Below are 26,140 nucleotides of genomic sequence, written 5' to 3' on the forward strand. Positions count from 1 at the left end.
TGGAGGGAGGCGGGCCTAGACTCGCAGGCGGTGCGAGGCCCCCTCGTTCCACCGACGCTCGTATGACCGTGACCTCCCTGCCTTCGGGCGCACCCGTGCCGCGGCGCTCCTTCACGCGCCGGCTCCTGGCGACCCTCGCCGCCGGGGCCATCGTCGCGGGCGTGGCACTGCCGGTCTCGGCGGCCTCCGCTGCGACGCCCAGCCCTTCGCCGTCGGCCTCGAGCTCGCCGTCCGTGCTCATCGCGGCTCCCTCGGCGAACGGCATCCTGCGTCCCGGTGACGCCCTGTCGGTCGTCGTGAGTCTCGCGGCCGGGTCATCGGCTGCGCCCGCCGGCCCCGTCGCCCTGTCGATCGGTTCCGCCCCCCTGGCCGACGACGCCTCCATCGATCGATGGCTCAGCGGTGACGCCTCCGGCATCGCCCTCCAGCAGGTCGCGACGGGAACCCTGGATGCCACCGCCTCCGGCGCCCAGTCGATCACCACCCTCACGGCACCGGGGACCGACCCGGCCCTCGCGAACCGCGCCACCGGCGTCTACCCGGTCCTCGCGACGAGCGGCGGGCTGACGGCATCGAGCGTGGTCGTCGTTCCGGCTGACGCGGGGGCGCAAACGCCGATCGCCCTCGTCGTCCCGATCACGGCGGCCCCCCTGACGCGCGGTCTTCTCACCGCGAACGAGCTGGCCGAGTTGACCGCGGTCGACGGCGGTCTGTCCGCGCAGCTCGACGCGGTGGACGGCACCGCGGCCACCCTGGCCGTCGATCCCGCGATCCCCGCGGCGATCCGGGTGCTCGGCTCGGCCGCCCCGCCCACCGCGGTGGCGTGGCTCCAGCGACTTCTGGCCCTGCCGAACGACCGGTTCGCCCTCCAGTTCGGCGACTCCGACGTCGCCGCGCAGCTGCACGCCGGGCTCACGGCCCCGCTCGGCCCCACCTCACTGCAGAACTACATGGCCGCGGCTGACTTCGTGCAGCCCGCCCCGGCGGTGTCCGCCGTGTCGACGCCCGAACCGGCGTCCAGCACGACGCCCGGCCAGCCCTCGTATCCGTCCCTCTCGACGCTGCTCGACATCGGGGTCGCGACCCCCAACGTGTACTGGCCCGCGACCGGAACCGCGGGAGCGGACACCGTCGCCACCCTCGGCGCGCTCGGCAGCGCCGACGACCCCACCCACGTGCTCATCCCGTCGACCAGCGTCTCCGGCGGGGGGCGGCAAGCCTCCGCCCGCGTCGGAGGGGTCTCGACGCCGGTCTACGACGCGGAGGTCTCGCGCGCCCTCGCCGACGCGGCCGGTCAGAACGACAGCACCCGTCGCGGAGCCTCGCTGGCGGCCGCCCAGGCCTACCTCTCCATCGCCCGCACCGTCACCGCCGACCAGCCGGTCCTCGCCGTCCTCGACCGGGGCACCGATCGTTCGCGCGTGAGCCTGCGCGCGACCCTCGGCCTCGCCGCCACCGCGCCGGGGTACACGGCGTCGACCCTGCGCGCCGTCGCCTCGGTGCCGGCATCCGACATCTCGCTCGAGGCTCCCGACGTCGACGCGGCTCGCGTCGACGAGGTCCGCAACCTCGTGAGCGACGAACAGAACGTCGATCGGTTCGCGTCGATCCTCGATCAGCCCGAGCTGCTCACCGGACGCGAACGCGCGGAGCTCCTCCAGGTCACGAACGTGTCGTGGACGGGGGATGCCGCCCGCCAGGCCGTCGCCGACCACCGCGCCGCCACGCGCACGACGCTCGACTCCGTCGGCATCCTGTCATCAGACTTCCGTCTGGTCAGTTCGAGCGCGCCGCTGCGCCCGTGGGTGCGCAACGACCTGCCGTGGCCGGTGACCGTCGTGATGTCCGTCCGCACCAACGACGTCCGCCTGCGCGTACAGGACCGCACTACGATCGATGCCCAGGCCTCGGCCAACACACGCGTCGAGGTGCCCGTCGAGGCGCGTATCGCCAACGGCGAGGTCAGCGTCGACCTGCAGCTGTACAGCCCCTCGGGCGTGCCGATCGGATCACCCCAGGCGGTCGACGTCGAGGTGCGCGCGGAGTGGGAGAACATCGGCATCGTCGTCGTCATCGCCCTCATCGTGGGCTTCCTGAGCCTCGGGGTCGTCCGCACGGTCGCGCGCCGTCGCCGGCTGCGCGCCGAGGAGGCGTCGTCCCCGGTCTCCGATGACGACGAGCCCGTGGATGGGATCGGCGTGAAGGATCCGGATGCCGACGGGCGCAGCCCCGCCGAGGACGCCGACGATCCCCTCACCGACGAGCACGCCCCCCACGAGAACCCTTCGGACATCGAGCAGGAGACACGCCCGTGAGCAGCATCGGACGGGCCAGTGTGCTCATCGGGGCCGGGACCATCGTGTCGCGCGTCAGCGGGGTGCTGCGCACCATCGTGCTCGTGGCCGCCATCGGGTCAATCAGCAGCGCGGGTGACGCCTTCGCCGTCGCCAACCAGTTGCCGAACAACATCTACGCGATCATCTCGACCGGCCTGCTGACCGCCGTCGTCGTCCCGCAGATCGTGAAGGCCGCCGCGCACGCGGACGGGGGACAGGCGTTCATCTCGAAGCTGTTCACCCTCGGCACGGTGGGCCTGCTCGGGGCCACCGCTCTCGCGATGATCGCCGCACCACTCCTGGTGCATGTGTACGCGGGCAAGTTCACCGACGATCAGCTGGCCCTCTCCACCGCATTCGCCTACTGGTGCCTGCCGCAGATCTTCTTCTACGGTCTCTACGCCCTGCTCGGCGAGATCCTCAACGCCCGTCGCGTCTTCGGTCCGTACACGTGGGCGCCGATCGTCAACAACATCGTGTCGATCGCGGGCTTCGGTGCGTTCATCCTGCTCTTCGGGGGACAGCAGGTGCGCGTCGACGCGTGGACGCCCTCGATGATCGCCGTTCTCGCCGCCACCGCGACCGGCGGTATCGTCGTGCAGACGGCGGTGCTGATGTTCTTCTGGCGCCGCGCGGGACTGACCCTGCGTCCCGACTTCCAATGGCGAGGCGTGGGGCTCCGACACATCAGCCGCCTCGCGGGCTGGACCTTCCTGATGGTCGTCGCCGGCCAGCTCGCCGGAATCGTGCAGTCGAACGTGCTCTCGGGCGCCTCCGGCAACGATCCCGCGATCTTCGCCTCGCAGAACGCCTGGCTGCTGTTCATGCTGCCGTACTCGATCATCGTGCTGTCGATCGGAACGCCCTACTTCACGCAGCTCAGCGAGCACGCCGCCGCGGGACGCGACGACGAGGTACGAGCCGACATCGCTCGCAGCATCCGCACCCTGGGGTTCTTCATCGTCGCGGCCACCGCCGCCCTCGCCGTGGCCGCCGTCCCCGCCAGCCGGATCTTCACGAACGGATCGGAGCAGGCCCTCGCCGCCGCTCCCGTCCTGTGGTGCTTCCTGGTCTGCCTCGTGCCCCTCGCCGTGCTCTTCGTCATCCAGCGCACCTTCTACGCCTACAACGACACTCGCACCCCCTTCTTCTTCACCCTGCTGCAGTGCGCGCTCGTCGCAGGAGGGGCCATCGCGGCCGGCGCGTTCGTCGATCGGTCCGACCTGGCCGCCGGCGTCGCCCTGACCCAGTCGTTCGCGAGCATCGTGCAGGTGGTCGTGGCGACGGTGCTGCTGCGCCGCCGCCTCTCCGGCATCGGCACGGGCTCCTGGCTGTCGGCACTCGGACGTTTCGCCCTCGCCGCGATCCCCGCCGCCGCGGCCGGGTGGGGCGTCCTGATCCTGCTGGGCGGCCCCGAAGGATGGATGACGAGCAGCGTCGCGGCCGGGATCGCCGGTGCCGCGGTGCTGGGTCTGGTCGTCCTCGCCGTGTACATCGGCATCCTGGCCCTGTTCCGTACTCCCGAACTCGCCCCGGCGCTCGCGCTCGGCCGGCGGTTCCTCCCCCAGCGCTAGCCCCCGGGGCCGTGGAATACCCCGCGGCTACCATGGGTTTCATCCGACGGAATCAACGAGAGGGAGGCGCAAACGTGCGTCACGTCATCATCATCGGATCGGGCCCGGCTGGATACACGGCCGCCATCTACGCTGCCCGAGCCAACCTCGAGCCCCTCGTCGTCGCGAGCTCCGTCGAAGCCGGTGGCGACCTCATGAACACGACCGAGGTCGAGAACTTCCCCGGGTTCCCCGACGGCATCCAGGGACCCGACCTCATGGCCAAGATGCAGGCCCAGGCCGAGCGCTTCGGCGCCCAGGTGCTCTACGACGACGTCGTGTCGCTGGAGCTCGACGGTCCCGTCAAGAAGGTCACGCTCGGAAGCGGGAAGGTCGAAGAGGCCGTCTCGGTCATCTACGCGACCGGTTCCGCCTACCGCAAGCTCGGTCTCGAGGGCGAGGAGCGCCTGTCCGGCCGCGGTGTCTCGTGGTGCGCGACGTGCGACGGCTTCTTCTTCCGCGACCGCACGATCGCCGTGGTCGGCGGCGGCGACTCCGCGATGGAAGAGGCGAACTTCCTCACCAAGTTCGCGTCGAAGGTCTACATCATCCACCGCAAGGACTCGCTCCGCGCGTCGAAGATCATGCAGGAGCGCGCCTTCGCGAACCCGAAGATCGAGTTCATCTGGAACAGCGCCGTCGACGAGATCCTCGGAGACGAGGCCGTGAACGGTGTACGCCTGCGCTCCACGGTCGACGACTCGACGCGTGAACTGCCGCTGGACGGTCTGTTCGTGGCGATCGGCAACGACCCCCGCACGCACCTCGTCCACGACAAGCTGCAGCTGACCGACCAGGGCACCATCTGGGTCGACGGCCGTTCGTCGCGCACGTCGGTGGAGGGTGTCTTCGCCGCCGGTGACGTCATCGACCCCACCTACCGCCAGGCCATCACGGCCGCGGGCAGTGGAACCGTCGCCGCCCTCGACGTGGAGCACTTCCTCGCCGCCCGCGGCGAGGCCGGCGAGCCCGCTGTCGCCGAGAGCCCCATCGAGGGCCTCCCCGACGCCGCGGTCGTCTGAGGAACAAAACCCGGTTCACCGGCGTTTTCATCAATTGACGCTTTCACTAAGGAGAAATGCAATGACTGCCAAGGCGACGACCTCCGCAACGTTCGAGCAGGACGTCCTGCAGGCCGACGGACCCGTTCTCGTGGACTTCTGGGCTGAGTGGTGCGGACCGTGTCGCATGGTCGCCCCCGTCCTCGACGAGATCCAGAACGAGAACGCGGGAAAGATCACCGTCCTCAAGCTCAACGTCGACGAGAACCCGGACCTCGCGATGAAGTACCAGATCACCTCCATCCCCGCGATGAAGGTCTTCCAGGGCGGTGAGGTCAAGACGACCATCATCGGCGCGAAGCCCAAGTACGCGCTCGAGCAGGACCTCGCCGCGTTCCTCGGCTGAGACCTCTCACGAAACGTCCCCGGTGCCTCAGGGCGCCGGGGACGTTCGCATGTGCGGGCGAGCCCCGCTGAGGCAGAAAAGCCGACTCAGGATGCCATCACTCCCGGCGACGGCGCTGACGACGGATCTGATTGACGAGGCGCAAGACGGCGTCGATCACACAGACGCCCGCCGTGCGAGCGCTCACCGGCGATCTGAGGGCCGTTCGACGCTGTTTCGACCCCGGAGTGCCCGGGGGGCGACCGAGGGACTCAGGAGGCGTCGAGCCTGACGTTGGCGTCCCACCGGCGGTGGGGTTCTTCCTCGCCCAGGATCCTCCACACGGCTTTCGTGAGCGGGGGGTAGTCGAGCGCGATCTGGCGAAGCACGCGGTAGTTGCGCGAGCGGTTGGGGCGAACTCCACCGTTCTCGAAGATGTTGTCGGCGCGCAGAGTGAGGACGACGAGTTCGTCGACACTGGGCAGGTCTTCCATGAAGTCCCACGGATCTTCACCGCCGCGCAGACGTTCGTGAACGAGGACCGCGAGTTCGTCGGAGGCTTCCGCGCGCAAGAGCTCGAGGCTGGCGCGACGGCGCGGGGTATCGTCGTTCGCTGTCACCGTTCCAGCGTACGTCGACCTACCGACACCGGGCGCGGGGCCGCGTTCGATCGCCGCGAGATCAGCTTGCCGGCGGTCCCGCTTCAGCCGGTGTAGCCCTCTTCACCCAGCGTCGCGAGGATGCGATTGAGGTCCTGGATGCTGGCAAAATCTATGCTGATCTGGCCTTTTTTGGCGTTGAGAGACACGCGGACCTTGGTGTCGAACCTGTCGCCGAGACGATCCGCGATGTCGTCGAGTCCCGACCGGCGCGATCCGGCCTTCGGCTTCTGACGAACCGGGGCGACACCCGGCATCTTGGCGGCAGCCTCAGCAGCGCGAACCGACAGATCCTCGTTGACGATCTTGTCCGCGAGCTTCTGCATCTCTTTGGGGTCGTCCAGAGAGAGGATCGCGCGAGCATGCCCGGCGCTGAGAACGCCGGCAGCAACGCGCTGTTGCACCGGGACGGGCAGCTTCAGCAGGCGGATCGTGTTGCTGATCTGCGGACGCGAGCGACCGATGCGCGTCGCCAACTCTTCCTGAGTGATGCCGAAGTCCTCGAGCAGCTGCTGATACGCGGATGCCTCTTCGAGGGGGTTCAGCTGAGAACGATGAAGGTTCTCGAGCAGCGCGTCGCGAAGGAGGTACTCGTCATCGGTCTCGCGGACCACCGCCGGGATGCTCTCGAGCCCGGCCTCGCGGGAGGCACGCGTGCGTCGCTCACCCATGATCAGCTCGTAGGTGCCGTCGCCCTTGTCGCGAACGACCACGGGCTGAAGGACACCGAACTCGCGGACCGAGTGGACGAGCTCTGCGAGGTCATCCGCATCGAAGTGCATACGAGGCTGACGAGGGTTGGGGACGATGGTCTTCGGGTCGATGTGCACGAGGCGTGCACCCGGCACCGTCACCAGCGCCGCGTCGTCATCGGCGCGATCCGCCTCGGTCTTCGCCGCCGCGTCCTTCGCCGCCGCGACCCCGTCGGGGAAGAAGACATCGACGGGACGTGCCTCCGACGGCTCCATCGTGGGGATGAGGGCGCCGATACCGCGCCCCAGACCGGTCCTCTTGGCCATCAGGAGCCCTTCTTGGTGGTGTCGCGAGCGACGATCTCTACTGCTGCCTCGCGGTAGGCGATGGCGCCCGCTGACTGGCCATCGTACGCGATGACGGTCTGCCCGAAGCTCGGCGCCTCGGACACACGGACGGATCGAGGAATGACGGTGTCGAGCACCTCGTCCGTGAAGTGCGAACGAACCTCCTCCGCGACCTGCTGTGCGAGACGCGTACGCCCGTCGTACATGGTCAAGAGGATCGTCGATACGTGAAGACCGGGGTTCAGGTGCTTCTGGATCATCTGCACACTGCCGAGCAACTGGCTCAGCCCCTCGAGCGCGTAGTACTCGCACTGGATGGGGATCATGACCTCGTCGGCCGCGGTGAACGCGTTGATCGTCAGCAGTCCCAGCGAGGGAGGGCAGTCGATGATGACGAAATCGAGGTGATTGCCCTCGATCGCGAGGTAATCCCGCAGCGCCCCCCGAAGCCGATGTTCACGCGCGACCTGCGACACCAGTTCAATCTCGGCGCCGGCCAGGTGGATGGTGCTCGGAGCACAGAGCAGGTTGGGGGATTCGGGGCTGATCTGCACGATATCCGCGAGAGGGAACTCATCGATGAGCACGTCGTAGACGCTGGATGTATCAGCGTTGTGGGGGACACCCAGGGCGGTCGACGCATTTCCCTGGGGGTCGAGATCGATGACGAGGACGCGAGCACCGACCGAGACGAGTGCGGCAGCGATGTTAACAGCGGTCGTGGTCTTCCCCACTCCGCCCTTCTGGTTAGACACCGTGAAGACACGGGTTCGACCGGACAACTCGACGGTGGTCTCGTCGAGCACACGCCTCCGCGCCGAGAGATTCGCGATCTCACGTGCAATGGGGGAGTCCTCGAAGGATGACGGCGTGGCTGCCTCATCGGACTGTTTCACGTGAAACACACCTTCCCGTCGCCAACCCGATCAGTCTACCCGCGGGTGCTGACATTCCTGATGGGCGGATGCATTCGATCACGTGCAACTGAGGGCCGGGGGCCCAGCCCGACTCACAAGGGGTCGCACCCCCGGACAGGACCTCTGTGTTCGTTTCACGTGAAACGTCCGGTTCTGATCTGACTGTGGGGCGGTCCTCATCTCGCGCCGCCGAGTTGAGCACTAGTCGGCCTGTGGGGGATGTTTCACGTGAAACGTATGCGGAGAATTGAGGTCCTGGCGAAAATGCGCAGAAGAAGGTCGCTACGCAACCGATTTCGAGCGTATGGCGCTTTGCGATAGCAGCTGTTGTCTGCTCGAGCTGAGCGGCAGGATGTTTCACGTGAAACATGCCGTGCCGCGGCTTGCTCTTCGCCTCCTTACGCTGGGTCGACTTAGCGCCGACGCCTTGAGCGCGGCCATGCGTTCGTTCGGATGGGGAGCTAATGTTTCCGCGACTAACCTCGAGAGGTTAAGCAGTCTCGCGATTTCTGCAGCCACCCCACCCAGGACGGGGGAGGACGTAGCCCATCGCGGCGCGAAAAACTGACCGCTATCGTCAGCCAATGTCGACACGCCTCAGCCATACAGGATGACGCCCACTCCTGGTGACAACAGGGAACTCCGAGTCTTGTCGCGAGCGCGACCAGCCAGCCCGCGTCTCCGGGAGGCGTTCACGTTCTTGTCACTCGCGCCAGGGCAAAGTCTTCGGGCTGGCCTCACAACCTGGGCGTGTGACGCATCGGTGCGCGCGATGCAATCGCCCGAGAGCACTCATACGGCTGCTGGCGGCGCACGTCCTCGGACCTCCGAACCGGTGATCGCCCTGGTAGATCACACGGCAGCGGATTCAGCACGTGCGATGCGAGCCGCGCCGCCGCGGGCATCACGCACGGCGAAGGGGATCGGACCGGAATCAGACGGAGTTGGGCAGTTCCAGACGGCGGGCGCCAGTCCGATGGGATCCACGCCTCCGCAAGAGCCGGGCACGGCCCGGGGGGTCGGCCGGAATCCCGCCGAGTTGAGCAGCTCCGTCCAACGACGAGCACCGATCCGGTGCGAGCCACGCCTTCGTAAGAGCCGCGCGCGGCACAGGGGTGGACCGAAACCACGCGGGGTTGAGCAGTTCCGTCAGACGACGACCGCGAGTCCGGTGCGAGTCACGCCGGCGTAATGCCAGGGCACGACGCAGGGGAGCGGACCGGTATGAGGACGCGTGGGCAGCACCGCCACAAAACGACCGCCAGCCAGCAATAACAGCGAGTCGCTCAATGCCGACGTGAGCGATGGGCGGCGGGGGAGAAGAGTTCGCACCACAACGGCATGAATCCGCGGCCGCCGTGCGTAGAGCGCACTCCGCCGGTCGCGCCCGCCACCAGTCCGTCCGCGAGGCCTGCGCGGTGATCGGACGCGCGCACCTCACGCAGACGGGCAATGGCAGACCTGAGTCACCTTCGTCCTTTGGCCGGGGACTGAGGCCACTCTCGAGACGAGCCAGAAGCCTTGCGATCTCACCGGTTTCCAGGCTCGATTCGGTGGATACCGGAGACTCACCGGCAGAGCCGCCAGACTGCGGCGCGACAGCTTCGCTCGATTGTCGTACCGTCCGCGATACATGCGCGTTCGGATGACACCTGGGGCGTTCACGTCAGCGCGGGGTACTCAGGGGTTATGTGCACGGCCATCCAGGCGCCGAGCTCCGCCACCATGTGGCCACAGCGCGACGCGTCGGTATAGGCACGCGCGTCCGACGTGGGCCTGCCAGCTTTACGCGCGACCCGCGCGGTGGGATGTTTCACGTGAAACGTCGGGTGAGTTGATCCCATGCAGGGGTCGGCCTTCTTCCACGCGTTGGCAGTCGAATGGTCCGCTAGTCCGGCGTGCCCTGCACTTCCCGGTCCTCGACAGAATCAGGCCGTGCGCCTCGCGCTCGCACACCAGCAGCCCTGTTCCGTGCCCAGAAGGACCAGTGCAGGAGCGAGAGGAGATCGACCGCCAGCGCGCAATGGCTTTGTCACACCCATTGCATGCCGACACCCGAAGGAGAGCAACCGCACGCGCTCCGTCTGCGCGGAGCCGGCTCCCAAAGAGGTGCTGGTCACCAGTCCAGATCGCTCCACCCCTGGAAACAGGCGCGAGACTACCGGGCGCGCCTTTCACCGTGGTGCCATCCCGACGGGCGCGGTCATATTCGTGGGTGTAACCGGACCGCGATTAAGCCGCGGTTCATGTTGTCAAGAGAAGAGGGTCTTGCTGCCTTTCGGCTCGTCCCGCGAGACATCACCAGCGACATGTTTCACGTGAAACATATCCCCGCACGTTCCGCACCAAGCAACCAGGTGGGTCATGGCTGACCTTCTGGCGCTGCAAAATTACCGGCTCTGCGTGATCAATCGCGCACGGCTCCAGCGCCCGGTCGTGACACCCACTCCATCACGACGGGTTCCGGGGGAGGGGATTCCCGCTTCTCAGTGCATGGCGTCCACGGCGGGAGCGGTCGTCTTCAGGTGGCGGCTCGAGGGCTACACGAAGCGATGTGGGGGAGGGGCTGCGCGCTCGAGTAAGAGCGCGGTCTGTGTCGCTCCTCCGTGGCGGACAGAACTTCAGGGAAGAGGACGGCACCACTGCGACACCCCGCGCTCGCCAACCGAACACGAGCACAGCGACCAGAGATGATTCCGAGCTCTGACGCAGCGCCCTCGACATTCGAGGACGCATCGGACCGCCAAACGCTAGCTAGTCCGCCCTTCGAGACCCAGCCCAGCCCCAAGGAGGGCCTCGTGCCGCCGTCGCGGATGGCATCGCGCCAGAGCTCGGAAGACGACGAAATCGGCCCACCGATAGGCGCTGGGTGGCCGCGAACGAGCGCGAAGGCCGGCGGAGCAGAACAGATCACCCGTCGCGAAGGCGATCCACTCTTTCCACACCTCTCCACACAGACCGAGCTGGCAGACCCACGGCGCCAGGATGATCTCCGCCACTCGACAAGCTCGAGATCCTCTGCAGGACGCCCAGCTCCCGCACCATCCGCGAGCGTCAAAGGTTTCACGTGAAACATTGCGATAGCAGCGGGGCGTTCGCACTGCCGCCGGCCGGGGGAGAGCAGCATTCGTTGTGCGACCAAAGCCCGGCATCACACCCCACCCGAGGCCGACACATACCCATCGACGACGAAACCACGAGCGGCCCACTGGCGGCTCGCTGAAAGGCTCGGGACACGTAACGTCCTCCCCGAGCCCAGCCGAAAAGTAGTGTCCCCGATCGCCTAAAACACCCACGCGGACCAGGACAGTCGTTCGATCACCGCCATAAGAGAGCGCACGAGATCCATACCCATGGAACGCCGAGCTAACGCGGACCACTCTCAGCGCGAAGGCCAGCCCACCCCGCCCGACGCGAGGGCCTACCCAATGACCAGGCGCGGGCACCTGGATCCCGGTTCGCTCCACACAACCGCCACGTCGCGACAACCTCCCCACCGGCCTTGCTCAGCGCCCGTTTCACGTGAAACGCCCGCGTCTCGTTCCTTGGTGCTCACCGTCCCACCACTGCAAGGTACGCGCGCTCGATCCTGCCGATTGGGAAGGCTTCACGTTCGCGTCTCACAGCAGCAGCTCGAGATGATCGACGACGAGATCGGGACGCGAGACGAAGGGATGGTGGCCGGTCCGAAGCTCGCCGAACCATCGCGCGCGAGCAGCATGAACGCGTGCAGGACGACAGGCGCACTGCGGTCCTCTTGGCACCCGATGTACGCCGAATCCACCCCGTGCCAGCCCGCGCACGAGACCGGGGTCGCGAAAGCCGCCGTGGATTGAAACGTATCTCGGCCCCAGGCTTCGGACTGGAGGGCGGCATCGGCGTCTTGCAGGAGTCGCCGCCCGATCCAGGGCGAGACGCAGGGCCGCGGCATCCGCCACCAGACCTCCAGACGCGGGCTCAGCCGTCTCACCGCACGAAGGAAGCGCGACAGCGCGGCTCACGATCCCGGTCCGGTCCCGTAGGAGATCAGCCGTCGGTTTCCACCACCACGCGCCATCCCGCACCAATGCTCCGTGCGCAAATACGACCTCCACGGCCACGGCCTTTCGTGCTGACCCGTCAAGGTTAGACGTAACAACAATTACATGAAATGATCACGCCGTGGGAAGACAGAGGCAGCCAGTAATCGCAGAAGACCTGCTGGATCAGTGCGCCGAACATGCCCTCGCGCACGGGCTCCCCGATCGACTCGAGCCGTTCGCCCAGGCGACGGGCACATCCGCACGAATGCTGCTTTACCACTTCGGCACCCGCGACGAATTGTTCCGCGCCGTGCTGCGTCGAGCACGCGAGATGCACCTCGCATCCTTCGGCGAGCTCCTCCGCGTCGTCCCGGGGACGAGCTACACGCACACGCTGGCCACAGCCTGGGTGGGCATGACCGAACCCGAGGGCCAGTCCTTCTTGCGGATGTTCACGCAGCTCCGTGAGCAGCGCGAGAACTCGCTGTGGCCGGGCTTTCGCGCACGAGCGACCACCGACTGGCTCCCGCTGCTCACCCAGGGTCTGTCGACGATCGACCCGCCACCGTCCGCATCGCTGGTCCTCGCCGTCATCCGCGGATTGATCATGGACCTGGATGCGACGGCGGACTTCCGCCGCGTCGATCAGGCCTTCACCATGTTCCTCCGAAGCATCGACCCGGGTGCACCCGAGGTGTCACGCCCGCATCAACCGTAGCTCGCACGGACACCCCGCCCGGCAGTCCACGAGGACCTCGCGCGCTCGTCGACGACGACCCGTGAGATCGGGATGCCGTGTGATCCGGCTCGCTCGCGACCGTCAGTGCGACGCGCAGGTCTCTCAGCGCGAAACAGTGGCCACGAACACGCGCGTGGGTTCGTCGAGCACTCCCTCGCCGACGACCTCGATCGCGACGTCCGTCAACCCGAACTTCCGCACCTGCTTCGCTGCCGCGTCTACCTCGGCGCCCACATTGGCGCCCTTCAAGAAGACGAGTCTGCCACCTGGTCGAACCAGGGGAGCGGTGAACGGCAGAAGCGTGCGCAGAGCGCTGACCGCCCGGGCCGTCGCCACGTCGAACACCCGTCCCTCGGACCACTCCTCGCCACGCATACGCGCGACGGTCACATTTTCAAGTTCGAGCTCCGCAACCTGCTCCGACAGCCACGCGGTACGGCGCTCCATCGGCTCGATGAGCGTCCACTCCACGTCCGGACGAGCGATCGCGAGCACGAGACCCGGCAGACCCGCACCCGATCCCACGTCGACGGCGCGCCCCGAGAAGTACGGTGCGGCGATCGCGCTGTTCAGAATGTGGCGTGTCCACAGTCGCGGCACCTCGAGCGGGCCGATGAGCCCGCGTTCCTCCCCGTGAACGGCGAGATTCCGCGTGAAACGACGGGCATTCTCGATGTGATCGCCGAACAGCGTCAGCGCCGCGCTCGGCTCGGCCTCGAGCTGTTCCGGCATCCGATCACTCAGCCGCGACGGATCACGGTGTGGCGGTCGGCACCCTCACCGAACGACTCGGAGGTGAACCCGCGGTCGGCGGCGATGTCGTGGACCAGCTTGCGCTCGTAGCTCGACATGGCCGGCAGCGACGCCTGCGAGGCTCCCTCGTCGAGACGGGCGATGGCCCGGTCGACGAGGTTCTCGAGCTGCCGCTGACGGGCGTCGCGCGATCCGCCGATGTCGAGGATCAGGCGCGAGAACCGTCCCGTCGAGTTCTGCACGGCCAGACGCGTCAGCTCCTGCAGCGCCTGAACGGTGTCAGGGTGCGACAGGGTGGACAGCGCCGTGGCATCCTCGGCCTCCACCGAGACGTACGCGCGGCCGGCGCGTACGTCCATGGCGAGGTCGCCGTCGATGTCGGCGATGTCCAGGAGACCCTCGAGGTAGTCGGCCGCGATGTCGCCCTCCTGCTCGAGCTGCTCCTCGGTGGCGGCGGTCTGGTCGGGGGCGATCTGATCGGACGTCGTCATCGTGATCTCCGGTTCTCAGGAGGCGGGTGCGGAGCCGGCGTTGCCGGCGGATCCACCCGCGGCACCGGTGTTCTTGGTGGACTGCTGCTTCTTCGCGCGCTGCTTTCCGACCGGCTGCTGACGCTTCGGCTGGGCTGCGCGAGCCTTCTCGGCCTCTTCGAGGAGGCGCTCCTGCTCGGCGCGATACTTCTCGACCGGGACGACCTTGCCCGACGAGTCGATGGCCTTGCCCTTGCGCGCCAAGCGCTCCTCGCGAGCCTTGGCGGCGTCGGAACCGGGCGTCGGCATCTCACGGATGACCACGAACTGCTGCACCATCGTCCACAGGTTGCTGACGAACCAGTAGATGACGACACCGAGCGGGAAGAAGACGCCCGAGAAGATGAATGCCAGCGGCAGGATGTAGAGCATGATCTTCTGCATCTGGTACGCCTGACCGGTCTTGGCCTCGGGCGACAGGTTCTTCGAGATGATCTGCAACTGCGTGAAGAACTGCGAACCGATCATGAGCACGACGAGCGTGAGCAGGATCGCGACGGTGACCTGCCCGTCGGGCTGGCTCCACGCCGTGACGAGGTTGACGTGCATGGATGCCACGTCGAACAGGCGCGCGTCGTAGAACTCGGTCGTGAGCTCGGGCGTGAGCAGGCCCACGCCACCGATACCGCTCGCCGCGTGCTTCGAGACGTCGTTCAGCACGCTGAAGAGGGCGAAGAAGATCGGCATCTGCACGAGCAGCGGGAGGCAGCTCGAGACGGGCGTCGTCCCGTGCTTCTTGTACAGCGCCATCGTCTCGCGGCTCATGGCCTCGCGAGAGAGCTGGTCGCGCTTGCCCTTGTACTTCTCCTGGACCTTGCGCAGCTCCGGAGCGATCTCCATCATCTTGCGCTGGCTCTTGATCTGCTTCACGAACAGCGGAATCAGGGCGGCGCGCACGATCAGCACCAGGCCGATGATCGACAACACCCAGGTCAGACCCGCAGCCGGGGCCATGCCCAGCGCGGTGAAGAGCGCGTGCCATCCGACCAGCACGAGTTCGACCATCCATTTCAATGGCCAGAGGATGGTCCCAATGAGATCGAATTGCACGATCAGTCCTTTCGGGAGGGCACGACGAATCCGTGCCGAGTGAGTTCGTGGCGGAAGGCCCGATGAGGACGGACGTCGTCGATGCCACCCTGAGCCCAGGGATGGCAGCGTGCGAGACGGGCCGCGGTGAACGCGATGCCCTTCACGAGTCCATGCTGCTGCACGGCGCCCACCGAATAGGCGGAGCAGGACGGGTAGTACTTGCACACGTCGCCGTAGACGTGCGAGATGGTCGCTCGATACGCGTGCAACAACGCCAGCCCCGCGTTGCGGGGGAGGAGCGGGATGGATGCCACGACACCGTCGGCCGAGAGACGGCCAGCCCCCGTGGCGGAGGTCGGGAGAGTCGAAGCGCTCATACCGATGCTTTTCGTTCGAGGCACCGCACCACATCGGCGCGAAGCGTCGGATAGTCGACGGTCGCCGCCGAAGGCAGCGCACGGATGACAATCGAGGCGCCCCCGCGAACAGACGGGAGCGCCTCGGCGCACACCGCCTTGAGGCGGCGGCGAATGGTGTTGCGGGTGACCGCGGAGCCGACCTGGCGGCTCACGATGAAGCCGAACCGGGGCGAACCACTTTCGGCCGAGGTTCCGACGTAGGTCACGGTGTGCGCTCCGGCACAGCGAGTGCCCCGTCGGACCGTGGCTTTGTAGTCCGATCCGCGGGTGAGTCGGTTCGGCTTCGCGAGCACCGGGGCTGTCAGGCCGAGAGCTCGGTGCGGCCCTTGGCGCGACGGGCCGCGAGGATGCCACGGCCGGCGCGCGTACGCATACGGGCGCGGAAGCCGTGCTTCTTGGCGCGGCGGCGGTTGTTGGGCTGGAAGGTGCGCTTGCTCATGGGTCACTCCGGAGGTGATGTCGCCCGATGCTCTTCTGCCGGGGACGGGGGTCGGGACTGCCGTATAGGCATAAGTCAACCGACTAAGGCTACGTCGCGAGCGGCGTTAACTCAAACCGAGAACGCGACCGCCCATTATCCCCAGGCGTTGTCCACAAGCGTGGCAAAGACACGCGACCGAGTCCTACAGTGGATTTTGCTCCGACTGAGCCGCGAACTAGCGTGGCCCCGGAAGTTATCCACAGGTTCGACGCGACACGTCGATCTCCCGTCGCGTCAAGATCCCGGAGGGGATATGTCTCTGCACGAAGCACCGGATGTGCCCGTCTGGTCGTCCGTGCTGGACCAGCTTCTCACCGATGATCGCGTCACCCCGCAACTCCACGGCTTCTTGAACCTCGCCGTTCCGCAGGGTGTGATGGGCGGGACGCTCTATCTCGACGTGCCGAACGATCTGACCGCGGCGCAGTTCAACAAACGCATGCGCGCCCCCATCCTCGAGGCGCTCGCCCAAGTACAGGGAGACGACCCGCAGATCGGCACGTTCCGAGTCGTCGTCAACCCCGACGTCATCGAGACCCAGCGCAGCTCGTCGGCGGCGCCGAGTGAAGAGCGCGCGATACCGGCCGCCCCCACGCACGCCGCCCTCACAGAGCAGGCACCCGAGCCGATCGTTCCCGCGTCCCGCAACGACACGCGCCTCAACCCGAAGTACACCTTCGACAATTTCGTCATCGGCCAGTCCAACCGCTTCGCCCACGCCGCCGCGGTCGCCGTGGCCGAGGCTCCGGCGAAGGCGTACAACCCGCTGTTCATCTACGGGGACTCCGGGCTCGGCAAGACCCACCTCCTCCACGCAATCGGCGACTACGCCGCGAGCATGTATGCCGGCATCCGTGTCCGCTACGTGTCGAGCGAGGAGTTCACGAACGACTTCATCAACTCGATCGCCAACAACCGAGGCTCTGCGTTCCAAGCGCGCTACCGCGACGTCGACATCCTCCTGATCGACGACATCCAGTTCCTGCAGGGTCGCGCCGAGACGCAGGAAGCGTTCTTCCACACCTTCAACACGCTGCACGATCACGACAAGCAGGTCGTCATCACCAGCGACCTCCCGCCGAAGCAGCTCACCGGCTTCGAAGACCGCATGCGGAGTCGCTTCGAGTGGGGCCTGATCACCGACGTGCAGGCACCCGACCTCGAGACCCGCATCGCGATCCTGCGTAAGAAGGCCCAGAGCGAGCGCCTGCTGATCCCGGACGACGTGCTCGAATACATCGCCACGGTGGTGTCGTCGAACATCCGTGAACTCGAGGGCGCCCTCATCCGTGTCTCGGCGTTCGCGAGCCTCAACCGCTCGACGCTCGACATGTCCCTGGCGCAGACGGTGCTGCGCGACATCATCGATCAGGACGACGCGAACGTGATCTCGCCGACCGACATCATCACGGCGACCGCTCAGTACTTCAAGCTGTCGGTGGACGACCTGTACGGATCGAGCCGCTCCCAGGCCGTGGCCACCGCCCGCCAGATCGCCATGTACCTGTGCCGCGAGCGCACGAGCCTGTCACTGCCGAAGATCGGTCAGCTCTTCGGCAACCGCGACCACACGACCGTGATGTACGCCTACAAGAAGATCAGCGACCTCATGAAGGAGCGCCGATCGATCTTCAACCAGGTGTCCGAGATCACGAGTCAACTCGGACGCATGCGCTGAGCGCCCGTCTGCGGAAGGGGTCCGACCACGATCGTGGTTCGGGCCCCTTTCTCTTTTTCGGCCCCTGATCAGGTCCTGCAGGGTGCTCAGCGGCAGTTTTCACCGAGGTTCTGCACAGTGTGGAAAACCTGTGGATAACTCTGTTTTCCTCGGGATGATCTGTGCACTGCGCTGTTAACACTGTGGAAGACGGGCGACCGCCCCCGCGACCCCGACGCGTTAAGTGCCCAGGCTGTCCGCAGCTCCTCCACAGTTAACAGAGCCCGACATCCCTGCTGTTAACAGGCGTGTCGAGAGTTATCCACACTCTCCACAGCTGTTAACAAGATGAAGATTCCAAATCATTGTTAAGAGAGATTCGATGACCTCGCCGTGGAGACGTCGGTCGACAGGCTCGGTCGGACGTGGGCACTAGCATGGGTAAGCCATACCCGCCGTCAAGGGAGCACCCGTGAAGTTCCACGTCAATCGCGATGTGTTCAGCGAAGCCGTCTCGTTCGTGGTCAAGCTCCTGCCGCAGCGCAATCCGCAGCCGATCCTGGCCGGTGTGCTGATCGAGGCCAACGAGCAGGGCCTCACCCTCGCCGCCTTCGACTACGAAGCATCCGCGCGGACGACGATCGAAGCGACCGTCGACGAGCCGGGCACGATCCTGGTCCACGGCCGCCTCCTCAGCGACATCGCCAGCCGTCTGCCGAACGCACCCATCCAGATCGCCGTCGACGACGACGGTGGCATCCTGCTCACGTGCGGATCGGCGCGATTCACGCTCGCCTCCATGCCGGTGCAGGAATACCCCGCCATCCCCGAGGTCACCGGAGAATCCGGCCTCGTGCCGGCCGACGAGTTCGCCACGGCCATCGCCCAGGTCGCCTTCGCGGCGTCGCGCGACGACGTCACGCCCGTCCTCACGGGTGTGCAGCTCGAGGTCTCCGGCACGCGGCTGAGCCTGGTCGCGACCGACCGCTACCGCGTCGCCCTGCGCGAGATCCCGTGGGACGGCGGTGCCGCGGCATCCGAGGAGCCCACCTCGGCCCTCGTGCCGGCCCGTACTCTCCAGGAGGTCGGTAAGACCTTCGCCCACGGTGGCGACATCTCGATCGCGTTCTCGGGTTCGGGAGATCGCGAGATCATCGCCTTCTCGTCGGGCAACAAGACCGTCACCTCGCTGCTGATCAAGGGCAACTTCCCGCCGGTCCGTCGCCTGTTCCCCGCGCAGACCGAGCACCACAGCGTGGTCAACACCGCGGAGCTGATCGAAGCCGTCCGTCGCGTCGCGCTCGTTCTCGACCGCTCTGCGCCGCTGCGCTTCACGTTCGGTCCCGACGGCGTCTCGATGGATGCGTCCGGCACCGAGCAGGCTCGCGCCACCGAGTCGGTCGACGCGACGCTCGTCGGCGACGAGGTCACCCTCGGTCTCAACCCGCAGTACCTGATCGAGTCGCTGGGTGCCGTGCGCAGCGAGTTCACGCGCATCACCTTCACCTCGAGCGACAACGCGAACAAGCTCAGTCCCGTGCTGGTCACTCCGCAGACGTCGGTCGAGAAGGGCGGCGAGGGGACCTTCAAGTACCTCCTGCAGCCCAACCTCCTCCTCCGCTGAGCTGCGTCTCGCTGCCGTGTCGGAGGTGGCGGGTAGTCTGACTCGGTGATCGTGGAGCAGCTGGGACTGAAGGACTTCCGCAATTACGCGGAAGCCGACGTCTCGCTCTCTCCGGGAGCGAACGTCTTCGTCGGTCGCAACGGTCAGGGCAAGACGAATCTCGTCGAAGCTGTCGCGTATCTGGCCACCCTCGGCTCGCATCGCGTCTCGAACGACGCGCCCCTCGTCAAAGACGGAACGGATGCCGCGATCGTGCGCGCGCGACTGGCCCACGGCGAGCGGAGCGTGCTCCTGGAGCTGCAGCTCAATCGCCAGGGCGCCAACAAGGCGCGGGTCAACGGCGTCACTGTGCGCACATCGGAGCTTCCCCGCTACGCGCAGGTGGTCCTGTTCGCTCCCGAGGACCTGCAGATCGTCCGCGGAGATCCGTCCGCTCGTCGTCGCTTCGCGGATCAGCTGATCGTGCAGCGCACCCCGCGCATGGCCGCCGTCCTCGGCGACTACGAGCGGGTCCTGCGCCAGCGCAGCGCCCTGCTCAAGTCGGCGCGCGCCCGCGGTCTTCGCGGTGACGCGCTCAGCACCCTCGACGTGTGGGACGACAAGCTGGTCACCCTCGGCACCGAGGTGATCGAGGCGCGGAGCGCGTTGGCATCCGATCTCTCCGATCCTGTCGCCCGGGCGTACGCCGCGATCGCCGGCGCCGATCACGAACCGCGCCTGTCGTGGGTGCTCTCGGTCGGCGGGGGCGACCCCGAAGAGGGCGACGCGGTCGATGGTGCGGGCTCGAGCGAGCCGCTGGCCGACCAGTTCCGCGCGGCCCTTGCCGCGAAGCGACCGGCCGAGCTCGAGCGCGGACTCACGCTGGTCGGACCCCACCGCGACGATCTCGTGCTGCGCGTGCGCGGTCTACCGGTGAAGGGGTACGCCTCGCACGGCGAATCGTGGTCCGTCGCGCTCGCGCTGCGGTTGGCCTCGGCTGAGATCCTGCGCGCGGAGTCGCGGCTGGGAGACCCCGTCCTCATCCTCGACGACGTCTTCGCCGAGCTCGACGCCGGACGCCGGACGCGATTGGCGGAGCTCGCCGGCGGGTACGAGCAGGTCATCGTGACCGCCGCCGTCGAAGAAGACGTCCCCGACGGGCTGCGCGCCCATGTCGTGCGCGTCGACGCCGGGCGCATTCGGGACATCGACGATGAGTGACGACGCCGAGATCCCCGAGACCATGTCGACGTATCTGCGTCTGCGCGGTCTCGAGCCGTCGCCGTATCGCAAGAAGAAGCGTCGACGCCGCGCCGACGACGGCGAGAACGCCCCGTTCACCCCGGGGCGGGACCCGCGCGGGTTGGGCGATGTGCTGTCCTCGCTCACCAAGTCCGCTGGATGGGACCCCCAGCTCTCGCGCGAAGACCTCGTGCGCACGTGGGACGAAGTCGCCGGAGCCGACACCGCGGCGCACACACGTCCCGTCGCCCTGGACGGCGGAACCCTCACCGTCCAGGCCGATTCCACGGCGTGGGCCAAGCAACTGCAGTTCATGCGCGCGCAGATCCTCTCGGAGATCCTCCGCCGCTTCCCCGATGCCGGTGTCGAGGCGATCCGGTTCGTGGGCCCCGACGTCCCCTCTTGGAAATGGGGGCCCAGAGCCGTTCCAGGCCGCGGTCCGCGCGATACCTACGGCTGAGCCATGGTCGATCCCGGCTTGACGTGATTTATCCCCGCATTGGGGCGTACAAGCCATTTCGAAGGCCCTTCCGCGATAGGATGGAGGTTCCGACGAACCGATCTGGAGCGCGCGTACCCATGACGTCCGAAAACCCCGACAGCGTTTCCGAGGAACCCGAAGCGACCAGCAAGAAGGTTCCCAACGAGTACGGGGCAGACGCCATCCAGGTGCTCGAAGGTCTCGAGGCGGTCCGCAAGCGACCGGGCATGTACATCGGCTCCACCGGTGAGCGCGGCCTGCACCACCTCGTGCAGGAGATCGTCGACAACTCCGTCGACGAGGCCCTCGCCGGCTACTGCGACACCATCGAGGTGACGATCCTCAGCGATGGCGCTGTGCGCGTGGTCGACAACGGTCGCGGCATCCCGGTTGACATGCACCGCACCGAGGGCAAGTCGACCGTCGAGGTCGTCCTCACCGTCCTGCACGCCGGCGGCAAGTTCGGCGGCGGCGGCTACGCGGTCTCGGGCGGTCTGCACGGTGTCGGCTCGTCCGTCGTCAACGCCCTCTCGACGCGCCTCGAGGTCGAGGTCAAGCGTCAGGGTCACGTGTGGCGTCAGTCGTTCCGCGACGGCGGCGTGCCCCTCGCTCCCCTCGCGCAGGGCGAAGAGAGCGACGCGACCGGCACGACGATCACCTTCTGGCCGGATGCCACGATCTTCGACACCATCGACTTCGACTACGACACGCTGCGCACGCGCTTCCAGCAGATGGCCTTCCTCAACAAGGGTCTGCGCATCAGCCTGCGCGACGAGCGCCCCCAGTCGCTGATCACCGAGGGCGAGCCGGGTGAAGAGGTCACCGACGCCCGCCACGACACGTTCCTCTACGAGCGCGGCCTCGTCGACTACGTCGAGCACCTCAACCGCGTGCGCAAGGCCGACGTGGTCAACGACGAGATCATCGAGGTCGAGTCCGAGGACACCGAGCGCAAGATCGCGCTCGAGCTGGCCATGCAGTGGACGACGGCGTACACCGAGAACGTCTTCACCTACGCGAACACCATCAACACCCACGAGGGTGGAACGCACGAAGAGGGCTTCCGCGCCGCGCTGACGACTCTCGTCAACCGCTACGCGCGCGCGAACAACCTACTCAAAGAGAAAGACGACAACCTCACCGGCGACGACATCCGCGAAGGTCTCACCGCCGTCATCTCGGTGAAGCTGTCGGAGCCGCAGTTCGAGGGCCAGACCAAGACCAAGCTCGGCAACACCGAGGCCCGCGCCTACGTGCAGAAGGTCGTCGGCGACAAGCTCGGCGACTGGTTCGACCGCAACCCGGCGCAGGCGAAGAACATCATCCGCAAGGCGATCGACGCCGCCACGGCTCGCCTCGCCGCCCGTAAAGCGCGCGAGACCGCTCGTCGCAAGAGCGTCTTCGAGTCGGCCGCGATGCCCGACAAGCTCAAGGACTGCACCTCGAAAGACCCCTCGATCAGCGAGATCTTCCTCGTCGAGGGTGACTCGGCCGGCGGCTCCGCCGTGCAGGGTCGCGACCCGCACACGCAGGCGATCCTGGCGCTGCGCGGCAAGATCCTCAACGTCGAGCGCGCGCGCCTCGACCGCGCACTGGGCAACAAAGAAGTGCAGGCGATGATCCAGGCCTTCGGCACGGGCATCGGCGAAGACTTCGACATGGCCAAGGCCCGGTACCACAAGATCGTGCTCATGGCCGATGCCGACGTCGACGGCCAGCACATCACCACGCTGCTGCTGACCCTGCTCTTCCGCTACATGCGCGGACTCATCGAGGCGGGCTTCGTCTATCTCGCGCAACCCCCGCTGTACCGCCTGAAGTGGTCGAACCACCCGCACGAGTACGCGTACAGCGACCGCGAGCGCGACGCGATGCTCGTCGACGGTCAGGCCTCCGGACGCCGCATCCCCAAGGACAACGGCATCCAGCGCTACAAGGGTCTCGGCGAGATGAACGATCACGAGCTGTGGGAGACCACGATGGACCCCGAGACCCGCACGCTGAAGCAGGTCACCATCGACGACGCCGCATCGGCCGACGAGATCTTCTCGGTGCTGATGGGAGAAGACGTCGAGTCGCGTCGCAGCTTCATCCAGCGCAACGCCAAAGACGTCCGCTTCCTCGACATCTGATCCGCACGACAGATCTCGCTCCGACGTATTCACGAAACTGAGAAGACATGGCTGACGACACCACTCCCGGGCCCGCCGACGCGCGCGAAGAAAGCGCTCACAACCACGGCAAGATCGACCAGGTCGACCTGCAGCTCGAGATGCAGCGGAGCTACCTCGACTACGCGATGAGCGTCATCGTCGGGCGCGCGCTTCCCGACGTCCGCGACGGTCTGAAGCCGGTGCACCGCCGTGTGATCTACGGCATGTACGACGGGGGTTTCCGCCCCGACAAGTCGTTCTCGAAGTGCGCCCGTGTGGTCGGCGAGGTCATGGGGCACTACCACCCGCACGGTGACGCGCCGATCTACGACGCCCTCGTGCGTCTCGTGCAACCGTGGTCGCTGCGCTACCCGCTGGCCCTCGGCCAGGGCAACTTCGGCTCACCCGGCAACCAGGGCGCGGCCGCCCCGCGTTACACCGAGACCAAGATGGCCCCCCTCGCGCTCGAGATGGTGCGCGACATCGAAGAAGAGACCGTCGACTTCGAGGACAACTACGACGGCCAGACGCAGGAGCCCACGGTCCTGCCGGCGCGCTTCCCGAACCTGCTGGTCAACGGCTCGGTCGGCATCGCCGTCGGCATGGCCACGAACATCCCGCCGCACAACCTGCGCGAGGTCGCGGCCGGCGCCCTCTGGGCCCTCGAGAACCCGGATGCCACGCGCGAAGAGCTGCTCGAGGCGCTCATGGAGCGCATCCCCGGCCCCGACTTCCCCACGCACGCCCAGATCCTCGGTACCCGTGGCATCAAGGACGCGTACCGCACCGGGCGCGGCTCGATCACGATGCGCGCCGTGGTCAACATCGAAGAGATCCAGGGCCGCACGTGCCTCGTGATCACCGAGCTGCCCTACCAGGTCAACCCCGACAACGTCGCCGTCAAGATCGGCGACCTCGCCCGCGAGGGCAAGATCACGGGCGTCGCCGACATCCGCGACGAGAGCTCGGGTCGCACCGGTCAGCGCCTGGTCGTCGTGCTCAAGCGCGATGCGGTCGCGAAGGTCGTGCTGAACAACCTCTACAAGCACACCCAGCTGCAGGAGAACTTCGGCGCCAACATGCTGGCGATCGTCGACGGCGTGCCGCGCACGCTCTCGCTCGACGGCTTCATCAGCCTGTGGATCGACCACCAGGTCGAAGTCATCGTCCGCCGCACGCGTTACCGCCTGCGCAAGGCCGAAGAACGCATGCACATCCTGCGCGGCTACCTCAAGGCGCTCGACGCGCTCGACGAGGTCATCGCGCTCATCCGTCGCTCGCCGACTGCTCAGGATGCCAACGAGGGGCTGCAGAAGCTCCTCGACATCGACGACATCCAGGCGCAGGCGATCCTCGACATGCAGCTGCGTCGTCTCGCCGCCCTCGAGCGCCAGAAGATCGTCGACGAGGCGACCGAGCTCGAAGCCCGCATCGCGGACTACAACGACATCCTCGCCACGCCCGCCCGCCAGCGCACCATCATCCGCGACGAGCTCACGGCGATCGTCGACCGGTTCGGCGACGACCGTCGCACCGAGATCCTGCACGGGTTCGACGGCGACGTCTCGATCGAAGACCTCATCGCCGAAGAAGAGATGGTCGTCACCGTCACCCGCGACGGCTACATCAAGCGCACGCGCAGCGACAACTATCGCTCGCAGCACCGCGGCGGCAAGGGCGTGAAGGGTGCGCAGCTGCGCGCCGACGACGTGGTCGAGCACTTCTTCGTCACCACGACCCACCACTGGCTGCTGTTCTTCACGAACAAGGGCCGCGTGTACCGCTCCAAGGCGTACGAGGTCCCCGAGGCCGGGCGCGATGCGAAGGGTCAGCACGTCGCGAACCTGCTTGCGCTGCAGCCCGACGAAGAGATCGCGCAGATCCTCGACATCCGCGACTACAGCGTCGCCACGTACCTCGTGCTCGCCACGCGCAACGGTCTGGTCAAGAAGACCCGCCTCGACGAGTACGACACGAACCGCCAGGGCGGCGTCATCGCCATCAAGCTCCGCGGCCAGGTCGCGGACGACGCAGACGACGCCGAGCAGGGCGGTGCCGACGAGCTGGTCAGCGCGATGCTGGTCGACGAGGGCGACGACATCCTCCTGATCAGTCGCCTGGGGCAGTCGCTGCGCTTCTCCGCCACCGACAGCGCGTTGCGCCCCATGGGCCGGTCGACGTCGGGCGTGAAGGGTATGGACTTCCGCGAGGGCGACAGCCTGCTCTCGGCATCCGTCGCCAAGGACGACGAGTTCGTGTTCGTCGTGACCGAGGGAGGCTATGCCAAGCGCACCGCCGTCACCGAATACCGGATGCAGAATCGCGGCGGTCTGGGCATCAAGGTGGCCCGTCTGACCGACGACCGCGGGGTGCTCGCGGGCGGAATGATGGTGTCGGAGGGCGACGAGGTCCTCGTGGTTCTTGCCAGCGGCAAGGTGGTACGCTCTGCCGTGGCCGAGGTCCCCGCCAAGGGGCGCGACACCATGGGTGTCGTGTTCGCACGAGCCGGAGGTGATGACAGGATCATCGCCATCGCCCGCAACGCAGAGCGGAACCTGACCGAGACGACGGAGACGATCACGGAGCCCACCGCTTCTTCCGCGGATGAGGCCGACGCCTCCTCTTCCGAGACCCCCGAGGAAAGTACTGACGCATGAGCACGGTAGCCGACAAGCTCGCCAAGAAGTCGACTCACAAGACCCCCGCCAAGCAGGTCCGCCTGCGTCTGGTGTACATCGACTTCTGGTCGGCGGTGAAGCTGTCGTTCCTGGCGGCGGTCGCTCTGGCCATCGTCACCGTCGTGTCGTACTTCCTCATCTACCTCGTCGTCTCGGCGACGCTGCTGACGAAGCTCGATGAGTTCTTCACGAGCTTCACCGACGGTGGGGCGACCCTGTCGCAGTACGTGGGCCTGCCGCAGGTGATGGCGTTCGCCGCCATCGTCGCCATCCTCAACCTCGTCATCGTCACCGTGCTCGGCGCCGTGATGGCGGGTATCTACAACCTGGCGGTGAAGGTCACCGGTGGCCTTCTCGTCGGGTTCACCTCGAACTGACGCCGATTCGTCAAAACCTCGC

Annotated in this window: 22 protein-coding genes; 13 read left to right on the forward strand and 9 right to left on the reverse strand. The window is 66.9% G+C overall.

Going from position 1 to position 26,140, the window contains the following annotated elements:
- Positions 1 to 68: 68 nt before the first annotated feature.
- From OVA26_RS02475 to trxA, 4 genes are all read left to right on the forward strand, one after another.
- Positions 69 to 2,315, forward strand: a complete 2,247-nt coding sequence (locus OVA26_RS02475) for a DUF6049 family protein (RefSeq protein ID WP_268102850.1) — start codon at positions 69 to 71, stop codon at positions 2,313 to 2,315.
- Entirely contained in the window at positions 2,312 to 3,910 is a 1,599-nt protein-coding gene (murJ, locus tag OVA26_RS02480; protein ID WP_268102851.1) for a murein biosynthesis integral membrane protein MurJ, read from the forward strand. Before OVA26_RS02475 ends, murJ begins: the two co-directional genes overlap by 4 nt.
- A 74-nt stretch (positions 3,911 to 3,984) precedes the next feature.
- The gene (gene trxB, locus OVA26_RS02485; protein WP_074694511.1) at positions 3,985 to 4,971 is read left to right on the forward strand and encodes a thioredoxin-disulfide reductase; all 987 of its coding nucleotides are present in this window, start codon (positions 3,985 to 3,987) and stop codon (positions 4,969 to 4,971) included.
- Positions 4,972 to 5,032: 61 nt separating this feature from the next.
- Complete coding sequence (trxA, locus tag OVA26_RS02490) at positions 5,033 to 5,356, forward strand: thioredoxin (protein WP_056225032.1); 324 nt, start codon at positions 5,033 to 5,035, stop codon at positions 5,354 to 5,356.
- Between the two features lie 251 nt (positions 5,357 to 5,607).
- Here trxA and OVA26_RS02495 read toward each other — a convergent pair whose 3' ends face one another.
- The 3 genes from OVA26_RS02495 to OVA26_RS02505 all read right to left on the reverse strand — a co-directional run bounded on the left by OVA26_RS02495 (position 5,608) and on the right by OVA26_RS02505 (position 7,939).
- Complete coding sequence (locus OVA26_RS02495; RefSeq protein ID WP_268102852.1) at positions 5,608 to 5,955, reverse strand: tryptophan synthase subunit alpha; 348 nt, start codon at positions 5,953 to 5,955, stop codon at positions 5,608 to 5,610.
- An 83-nt stretch (positions 5,956 to 6,038) separates the two neighbouring features.
- Positions 6,039 to 7,013, reverse strand: coding sequence for a ParB/RepB/Spo0J family partition protein (locus OVA26_RS02500; RefSeq protein ID WP_268102853.1), 975 nt, complete (start codon positions 7,011 to 7,013; stop codon positions 6,039 to 6,041).
- Positions 7,013 to 7,939 (reverse strand): ParA family protein, encoded by a 927-nt coding sequence (locus OVA26_RS02505; RefSeq protein WP_442786049.1) that lies wholly within the window; start codon positions 7,937 to 7,939, stop codon positions 7,013 to 7,015. The genes OVA26_RS02500 and OVA26_RS02505 overlap by 1 nt, the downstream gene beginning before the upstream one ends.
- Positions 7,940 to 11,589: 3,650 nt before the next feature.
- Here OVA26_RS02505 and OVA26_RS02510 point away from each other — a divergent pair.
- Both OVA26_RS02510 and OVA26_RS02515 read left to right on the forward strand, forming a co-directional pair.
- Entirely contained in the window at positions 11,590 to 11,787 is a 198-nt protein-coding gene (locus OVA26_RS02510) for a hypothetical protein (RefSeq protein WP_268102854.1), read from the forward strand.
- 325 nt (positions 11,788 to 12,112) lie between these two features.
- The gene (locus tag OVA26_RS02515; protein WP_268102855.1) at positions 12,113 to 12,691 is read left to right on the forward strand and encodes a TetR/AcrR family transcriptional regulator; all 579 of its coding nucleotides are present in this window, start codon (positions 12,113 to 12,115) and stop codon (positions 12,689 to 12,691) included.
- Between the two features lie 123 nt (positions 12,692 to 12,814).
- Here OVA26_RS02515 and rsmG read toward each other — a convergent pair whose 3' ends face one another.
- The 6 genes from rsmG to rpmH are packed head-to-tail and all read right to left on the reverse strand — an operon-like array spanning position 12,815 to position 15,885.
- Positions 12,815 to 13,444 (reverse strand): 16S rRNA (guanine(527)-N(7))-methyltransferase RsmG, encoded by a 630-nt coding sequence (gene rsmG / locus OVA26_RS02520; protein ID WP_268102856.1) that lies wholly within the window; start codon positions 13,442 to 13,444, stop codon positions 12,815 to 12,817.
- 8 nt (positions 13,445 to 13,452) lie between these two features.
- Positions 13,453 to 13,956 carry a Jag family protein gene (locus OVA26_RS02525; protein ID WP_268102857.1) on the reverse strand — a complete coding sequence of 168 codons (504 nt, stop codon included), beginning with the start codon at positions 13,954 to 13,956 and terminating at the stop codon, positions 13,453 to 13,455.
- 15 nt (positions 13,957 to 13,971) lie between these two features.
- The gene (gene yidC, locus OVA26_RS02530) at positions 13,972 to 15,045 is read right to left on the reverse strand and encodes a membrane protein insertase YidC (protein WP_268102858.1); all 1,074 of its coding nucleotides are present in this window, start codon (positions 15,043 to 15,045) and stop codon (positions 13,972 to 13,974) included.
- A 2-nt stretch (positions 15,046 to 15,047) separates the two neighbouring features.
- Positions 15,048 to 15,404: a membrane protein insertion efficiency factor YidD gene (gene yidD / locus OVA26_RS02535; RefSeq protein ID WP_268102859.1), complete on the reverse strand. Its 357-nt coding sequence runs from the start codon at positions 15,402 to 15,404 to the stop codon at positions 15,048 to 15,050.
- Positions 15,401 to 15,739 carry a ribonuclease P protein component gene (gene rnpA, locus OVA26_RS02540; RefSeq protein ID WP_056225054.1) on the reverse strand — a complete coding sequence of 113 codons (339 nt, stop codon included), beginning with the start codon at positions 15,737 to 15,739 and terminating at the stop codon, positions 15,401 to 15,403. Before rnpA ends, yidD begins: the two co-directional genes overlap by 4 nt.
- An 8-nt stretch (positions 15,740 to 15,747) precedes the next feature.
- The gene (gene rpmH, locus OVA26_RS02545) at positions 15,748 to 15,885 is read right to left on the reverse strand and encodes a 50S ribosomal protein L34 (RefSeq protein ID WP_013584598.1); all 138 of its coding nucleotides are present in this window, start codon (positions 15,883 to 15,885) and stop codon (positions 15,748 to 15,750) included.
- Positions 15,886 to 16,180: 295 nt separating this feature from the next.
- On the opposite strand from rpmH, the gene dnaA reads away from it, so the two are divergent.
- The 7 genes from dnaA to OVA26_RS02580 all read left to right on the forward strand — a co-directional run bounded on the left by dnaA (position 16,181) and on the right by OVA26_RS02580 (position 26,118).
- Positions 16,181 to 17,605 (forward strand): chromosomal replication initiator protein DnaA, encoded by a 1,425-nt coding sequence (gene dnaA, locus OVA26_RS02550; protein ID WP_268102860.1) that lies wholly within the window; start codon positions 16,181 to 16,183, stop codon positions 17,603 to 17,605.
- Positions 17,606 to 18,056: 451 nt separating this feature from the next.
- Entirely contained in the window at positions 18,057 to 19,208 is a 1,152-nt protein-coding gene (gene dnaN / locus OVA26_RS02555) for a DNA polymerase III subunit beta (protein ID WP_268102861.1), read from the forward strand.
- A gap of 45 nt (positions 19,209 to 19,253) precedes the next feature.
- Positions 19,254 to 20,408, forward strand: coding sequence for a DNA replication/repair protein RecF (recF, locus tag OVA26_RS02560; RefSeq protein ID WP_268102862.1), 1,155 nt, complete (start codon positions 19,254 to 19,256; stop codon positions 20,406 to 20,408).
- Complete coding sequence (locus tag OVA26_RS02565; RefSeq protein WP_144783625.1) at positions 20,401 to 20,889, forward strand: DUF721 domain-containing protein; 489 nt, start codon at positions 20,401 to 20,403, stop codon at positions 20,887 to 20,889. Before recF ends, OVA26_RS02565 begins: the two co-directional genes overlap by 8 nt.
- Positions 20,890 to 21,008: 119 nt before the next feature.
- Positions 21,009 to 23,042: a DNA topoisomerase (ATP-hydrolyzing) subunit B gene (gyrB, locus tag OVA26_RS02570; protein WP_056225069.1), complete on the forward strand. Its 2,034-nt coding sequence runs from the start codon at positions 21,009 to 21,011 to the stop codon at positions 23,040 to 23,042.
- Positions 23,043 to 23,089: 47 nt separating this feature from the next.
- Positions 23,090 to 25,720, forward strand: coding sequence for a DNA gyrase subunit A (gyrA, locus tag OVA26_RS02575; protein WP_268102863.1), 2,631 nt, complete (start codon positions 23,090 to 23,092; stop codon positions 25,718 to 25,720).
- Entirely contained in the window at positions 25,717 to 26,118 is a 402-nt protein-coding gene (locus OVA26_RS02580) for a DUF3566 domain-containing protein (RefSeq protein ID WP_056225075.1), read from the forward strand. The genes gyrA and OVA26_RS02580 overlap by 4 nt, the downstream gene beginning before the upstream one ends.
- Positions 26,119 to 26,140: the final 22 nt, after the last annotated feature.

This window comes from Microbacterium sp. SL62, assembly GCF_026672635.1.
Classification (GTDB): Bacteria; Actinomycetota; Actinomycetes; order Actinomycetales; family Microbacteriaceae; genus Microbacterium; species Microbacterium testaceum_A.

Excerpts from the sequence above, each read along its gene's own strand:
- trxA (WP_056225032.1), top strand. The coding sequence starts at position 5,033 with ATGACTGCCAAGGCGACGACCTCCGCAACGTTCGAGCAGGACGTCCTG.
- OVA26_RS02500 (WP_268102853.1), bottom strand. The coding sequence starts at position 7,013 with ATGGCCAAGAGGACCGGTCTGGGGCGCGGTATCGGCGCCCTCATCCCC.
- OVA26_RS02510 (WP_268102854.1), top strand. The coding sequence starts at position 11,590 with ATGATCGACGACGAGATCGGGACGCGAGACGAAGGGATGGTGGCCGGT.
- rsmG (WP_268102856.1), bottom strand. The coding sequence starts at position 13,444 with ATGCCGGAACAGCTCGAGGCCGAGCCGAGCGCGGCGCTGACGCTGTTC.
- OVA26_RS02525 (WP_268102857.1), bottom strand. The coding sequence starts at position 13,956 with ATGACGACGTCCGATCAGATCGCCCCCGACCAGACCGCCGCCACCGAG.
- yidD (WP_268102859.1), bottom strand. The coding sequence starts at position 15,404 with ATGAGCGCTTCGACTCTCCCGACCTCCGCCACGGGGGCTGGCCGTCTC.
- rpmH (WP_013584598.1), bottom strand. The coding sequence starts at position 15,885 with ATGAGCAAGCGCACCTTCCAGCCCAACAACCGCCGCCGCGCCAAGAAG.
- dnaA (WP_268102860.1), top strand. The coding sequence starts at position 16,181 with ATGTCTCTGCACGAAGCACCGGATGTGCCCGTCTGGTCGTCCGTGCTG.
- OVA26_RS02565 (WP_144783625.1), top strand. The coding sequence starts at position 20,401 with ATGAGTGACGACGCCGAGATCCCCGAGACCATGTCGACGTATCTGCGT.
- gyrB (WP_056225069.1), top strand. The coding sequence starts at position 21,009 with ATGACGTCCGAAAACCCCGACAGCGTTTCCGAGGAACCCGAAGCGACC.
- gyrA (WP_268102863.1), top strand. The coding sequence starts at position 23,090 with ATGGCTGACGACACCACTCCCGGGCCCGCCGACGCGCGCGAAGAAAGC.
- OVA26_RS02580 (WP_056225075.1), top strand. The coding sequence starts at position 25,717 with ATGAGCACGGTAGCCGACAAGCTCGCCAAGAAGTCGACTCACAAGACC.